The sequence below is a fragment of the Craterilacuibacter sp. genome, from assembly GCF_051659485.1.
Classification (GTDB): Bacteria; Pseudomonadota; Gammaproteobacteria; order Burkholderiales; family Chromobacteriaceae; genus Craterilacuibacter.
The window spans coordinates 1-5,265 of record NZ_JBOFOO010000052.1 but is presented as its reverse complement, the minus strand read 5'-3'; the positions used below and the strand labels follow the sequence as shown (position 1 = coordinate 5,265).

4 protein-coding genes are annotated in these 5,265 nt (G+C 56.6%); 1 reads left to right on the top strand and 3 read right to left on the bottom strand.

Annotation, left to right across the window (positions count from 1 at the left end; translation table 11 throughout):
* Positions 1 to 23: 23 nt before the first annotated feature.
* A complete protein-coding gene (locus tag ACRC1E_RS01580) occupies positions 24 to 1,709 on the bottom strand; it encodes a glutamine--tRNA ligase/YqeY domain fusion protein (protein WP_438513354.1) in 1,686 nt (561 codons plus the stop codon).
* A 155-nt stretch (positions 1,710 to 1,864) separates the two neighbouring features.
* On the opposite strand from ACRC1E_RS01580, the gene ppk2 reads away from it, so the two are divergent.
* Positions 1,865 to 2,905 (top strand): polyphosphate kinase 2, encoded by a 1,041-nt coding sequence (gene ppk2, locus ACRC1E_RS01575; protein ID WP_438513353.1) that lies wholly within the window; start codon positions 1,865 to 1,867, stop codon positions 2,903 to 2,905.
* Positions 2,906 to 2,965: 60 nt separating this feature from the next.
* Here ppk2 and ACRC1E_RS01570 read toward each other — a convergent pair whose 3' ends face one another.
* Positions 2,966 to 4,228, bottom strand: coding sequence for an OmpP1/FadL family transporter (locus tag ACRC1E_RS01570; protein ID WP_438513352.1), 1,263 nt, complete (start codon positions 4,226 to 4,228; stop codon positions 2,966 to 2,968).
* Between the two features lie 241 nt (positions 4,229 to 4,469).
* The coding region (locus tag ACRC1E_RS01565; protein WP_438513351.1) for an OmpP1/FadL family transporter at positions 4,470 to 5,265 on the bottom strand (796 nt) is incomplete at its 5' end.

Here is a 5,265-nt window from a genome sequence, read left to right as displayed (position 1 = left end):
ATGGCGGCGACCGGTAGGACTACTTATTTGGCCCAGGTGTCTTTCAGGCCCACGGTGCGGTTGAACACCGGCTTGGCGCCTGCCACATGATCGAGGCGGTCGGTCACAAAGTAGCCCACGCGCTCGAAGTGGTAACGCGTTTCAGGCGCGGCGTCTTTCACGGCCGGCTCGACATAGGCGGTAATCGTCTTCAGCGAGTTTTCACTCAGGAAGTGACGGAAGTCGACATATTCGCCATCTTCGCCACGCACCGCATCGGGGCGTGCTTCAGTGAACAGGCGGTCATACCAGCGCACTTCGGCTTCCAGCGCATGTTCGGCCGATACCCAGTGAATCACGCCCTTGACCTTGCGCCCCTCCGGATTTTTACCCAGCGTATCGTAATCGATGCTGCAACGCAGTTCGGTGATCTCGCCGGACGCATCGGTCACGACTTCGTCACACTTGACCACATAACTGTAACGCAGGCGCACTTCACCGCCCTCGATCAGGCGCTGCCATTTTGGCGGCGGCACGGCGGCAAAGTCGTCACGCTCGATCCAGATTTCGTGCGACAGCGGCACATCACGCTCGCCAAGTTCGGGGTGCTTGGGATGGAAAGGTGCACTGCGACTGCCGGCAAGCGCGGCGTCGAAGTTGGTCAGCGTGACCTTGAGCGGATTCACCACCGCCATCACGCGTGGCGATTCGCCTTCCAGCGTATCGCGCACCGCGCCTTCGAGGATGCTCATATCGACCACGTTTTCACTGCGCGACACGCCAATACGCTGCGCAAACAGGCGGATGCCCTCCGGGCTCATGCCGCGGCGACGCATGCCGGCGATGGTCGGCATGCGCGGGTCGTCCCAGCCGGAGACAACACCGTCGATCACCAACTGGTTCAGCTTGCGCTTGGACGTCAGCGCATACATCAGTTCCAGACGCGAAAACTCGTACTGGCGCGGGTGGCAGGCGATGGAGATATTGTCCAGCACCCAGTCGTACAGCGGACGGTGGTCTTCGAATTCCAGCGTACACAAGCTATGGGTAATACCTTCCAGCGCATCCGAGATGCAGTGGGTGTAGTCATACATCGGGTAGATGCACCACGTGTCGCCGGTACGGTGGTGGTGGGCACGACGGATGCGGTAGATCACCGGATCACGCAGATTGACGTTACCCGAGCTCATATCGATCTTCAGACGCAGCGTCTTGCTGCCATCGGCAAATTCGCCGGCCTTCATGCGGGTAAACAGGTCGAGGTTTTCCTCGACCGAACGGCTACGGTACGGGCTCTCGCGGCCAGGCTCGGTCAGGCTGCCGCGATAGGCACGCATCTCCTCGGCCGACAAGTCATCGACAAAGGCCTTGCCGGCGGCAATCAGCTCCAGCGCGTAGCCATACAGCGCATCGAAATAGTCGGAAGCAAAGCGCACATGACCGTCCCACTTGAAGCCCAGCCACTCGACACCTTCCTTGATCGCCTGCACATATTCGTCCGACTCTTTCTCCGGATTGGTGTCATCCATACGCAGATGGCAGACCCCCTGATAGTCCTCGGCCAGACCGAAATTAAGGCAGATGGACTTGGCGTGACCGATATGCAGATAGCCATTGGGCTCGGGCGGGAAGCGGGTCACGATGGACGCGTGCTTGCCCGACGCCAGATCCGCATCGATGGTGGAACGAATGAAGTTACTGACAACTGGTGCGCTGTGTTCCGTGCTCATTTTGAATGTCTGTTGCAAACGTCGAATCTTGGAATTGTACCCGATCAGGCGCTTCTTTCCGAGCCCTGAAAACGACAACGCCAGACAAGCGCAAAAACCGGCAAATGACATGCTACTATCCAGTGCAAAGTCATGCCCAATAAGGAGTAACCACCATGAAGTCAGACAAAGCCGACTCTCCTGTTGAATCCAGTACTCATACTGCTGACGCCGCAGGCAACGCCCCCACGCCGGCCAGCAGGGCACGCAAGCCACGCGCGCCAGCCCAAACAAAAAATAGTGCAGTGCAAAAAGCGCACGATCAATCGCTTAAGGATATCGCGGCCAGCAGTCACGCACCGGTGGCGACACTGGTCGCCGAAGCACCGCCCGGCTCCAGCGAAGACAGCACCACCGCCCCGCTGCCACTGGACTATCCCTACCGTGCACGCATGCGCCGTACCGAGTACGATCGCCAGAAAGCCGAACTGCAAATCGAGCTATTGAAAGTACAGAACTGGGTACGGGAAACCGGTCAAAAAATCGTCGTGCTATTTGAAGGACGCGATGCGGCCGGCAAAGGCGGCACCATCAAGCGCTATATGGAACACCTGAACCCACGCGGCGCGCGTGTGGTGGCACTGGAAAAACCGACTGAAGTCGAACGCGGCCAGTGGTATTTCCAGCGTTATGTACAAAACCTGCCAACGGCGGGCGAGATCGTGTTTTTTGACCGCTCCTGGTATAACCGCGCCGGCGTCGAGCGGGTGATGGGCTTTTGCAACCCGACCGAATACCTGGAATTCATGCGCCAGACCCCGCAAATCGAACGCATGCTGGTCAATAGCGGCATCAGCCTGTTCAAATTCTGGTTCTCGGTCAGCCGAGAAGAACAGTTGCGACGCTTTATCTCGCGGCGCGACGACCCGCTTAAACACTGGAAACTGTCGCCCATCGACATCCAGTCTCTGGACAAGTGGGATGAATATACTGCAGCCAAAAAGGCGATGTTTTTTCATACCGACACCGCAGATGCGCCTTGGACCGTAATCAAGTCCGACGACAAAAAACGCGCCCGACTCAACTGCATCCGCTACTTCCTGAATAAACTCGACTATCCGGACAAAAACCCCAGAGTCGCTCATGCCGCAGACGCGCTGATTGCCGGCCCGACCAGCCTGCTCAGTGACAAGGAAAAAGACATCGCCAGCTTTTGATCGCCGACTACAAAACAAAAGGGCACCGGATAGGTGCCCTTTTGCTGACAGAACAAACGTTTAGAAGCGGTACTGCAACTGCAAACCCAGCAAATGGCCGGTCAAGCTGCCGTACTCCCCCACTAGCCGGCTTGGCGTTTCCAGTGGTTTGGGGCTGGTCGTTAAGTGATTGATTTTCTTGTCACCCACACCGATCAGATAGGTGTAGCCCGCATCCAGCGTCAGCGCCTTGCTGTAACGGTAGCTGGCACCCAGACTCAGCCACACACGATCCGCGTCCGGTATCAATGCATTGCGACTCTCAGCATTTGGCACCGGGCTGGTTTCATACGCCAAACCGCCACGCAAAGTCAGTTGCTCGTTATAAAAGTGATCGGCGCCCAGCGAAGCAAACCAGCTGTCTTGCCAATTATTCGGGATGGCCGTCACACCGGTCGGGCTGCCTTGCACGTACAGGGTATCGAAGCGGCTCCAGTTACTCCAGCGCACGCTGGATGATAGTGCCCAGCTTGGCGACAGCCGCGAATACGCCGACAACAAAACCATTTCCGGCGTAACGACCTTGGCCTGACCAGGGCTGACACCATTAAGAAGGGCCAAAATACCCGAAAAACCGGCATTGGTATAATCACCCTTGGCGGTATGGCTGACTTTGGAGCGAAAAGACAGACCGATACGGCTATCGGCATCCGCCTCATACATCACGCCCATATTGTAGCCATAAGCCCAGCTATCGGCCTCAAGCTGCCCGTATGCCTGACTGAGCGCAGGATCAAAACCACCCTGCTTGAGCTTGGCTGTCGCGTATTGTGCCGAGACTCCGCCCCCTACACTCCAATGTGCATCCAGCCGATAAGCAAGCGACGGATTGAAATCAACCGTCTTGATCGCACTGGAAATACCGTGATCACGCCCGACCCAGTCATCGCTATAACGCGCGCCCATCCCAAAAGGCACCGTCACCCCCAAGCCGGCGACCATGCGCTCATTCAGACGCTTGATCATAAATAGATTGGGGATAAACTCGCCGGGCGCCCGGCCATTATCCTTGCCTTGTGAGGTTTGCGGCCCGCCCAGAGAATCGGGCCACGTCGTGGTATTGACGCCTTCGAAGGGTGCATCCAGCTCGGCATAGGTCGCACCGAGCTGCAGTTGCGTACCGTTTAGCAAACTCATCCCGGCCGGGTTATAGAACACGGCCGACAAATCATCGCCGGCCACGCCTGCGCCGGCATGGGCGCGCCCCAGCCCGACTATGCTTTGCTCGGTCAAGCGAAAACCTGCAGCATGCACCAGAGGTGCAGCGAGCAATAATAGAGGCATGAACTTCAGGGCAGACACGCCCCGGCAAGGTATTTTGATCAAAACAATAAGACTCCAGCAACGAACCGGCCATCCTGTCTGCACACTAGGCTCAGCCAATACGCACATGGATGGCACACTCTATTGAACAAGATTGCGCAGTTTCTCTTTTATGAAAAACTGCAGCAAGCTACATAAATGGGCACATAAAAAATCGCCCCTGTCGAAACAGTAGGCGACTGTTTTATCGTAGCAGCTTTAATTAGAAACGATATTGCATGCCGACACCGATCAAGTGGCCGGTGATGGAGCTGTAGCTACCCTTGAAATCGGACGCATTGATATCCCGATCACCCACACCCATCAGATAGGTATAACCAGCATCCAGCGTCATGTTCTTGTCGACCTTGTAGCTGCCACCCAGGCTCAGCCACACGCGGTCGGTATCGGGAATCAGCGGATTACGCATCTCGGCACTGGGCACCGGGCTGGTTTCATACGCCACGCCACCGCGCAGGGTCAGCTTGTCGCTGTAGTTGTAATCGGCACCAAGCGATGCAAACCAGCTGGCTTTCCAGTTGTTATTAATTGTCGAAGCCGTCGTACCATTACTCTTGATATCGAGGACATCAAAACGGCTCCAGTTACTCCAGCGCAGGCTGCCGGTCAGTGCCAGCTTGGGGTCGATACGATGGTAGCCGGACAACAGGATGGATTCCGGCGTGGTCACATTGGTCGTACCCGTCGTAACCTCGTTCACACCGGCAAGAGGAATTTCCAGCGTAAAGTCGCCCTCTGTTTCATGCTGAATCTTGGAACGATAAGACAGGCCGACACGGCTATAGGCATCAAACTGATACATCAGACCAAGGTTGTAACCATAATCCCAGCTATCGGCTTCAATCTCTGCACTCACGCCCGGTATCGGACCCTTCTTCAAATTGGCCTTGGTATATTGCGCCGACACCCCGCCACCGATACTCCACTTGTCGTCCAGCTGATAAGCCAAGGACGGGTTGAAGTCGACAGTCATCACGTGAGCTTCGATACCGCCGCTA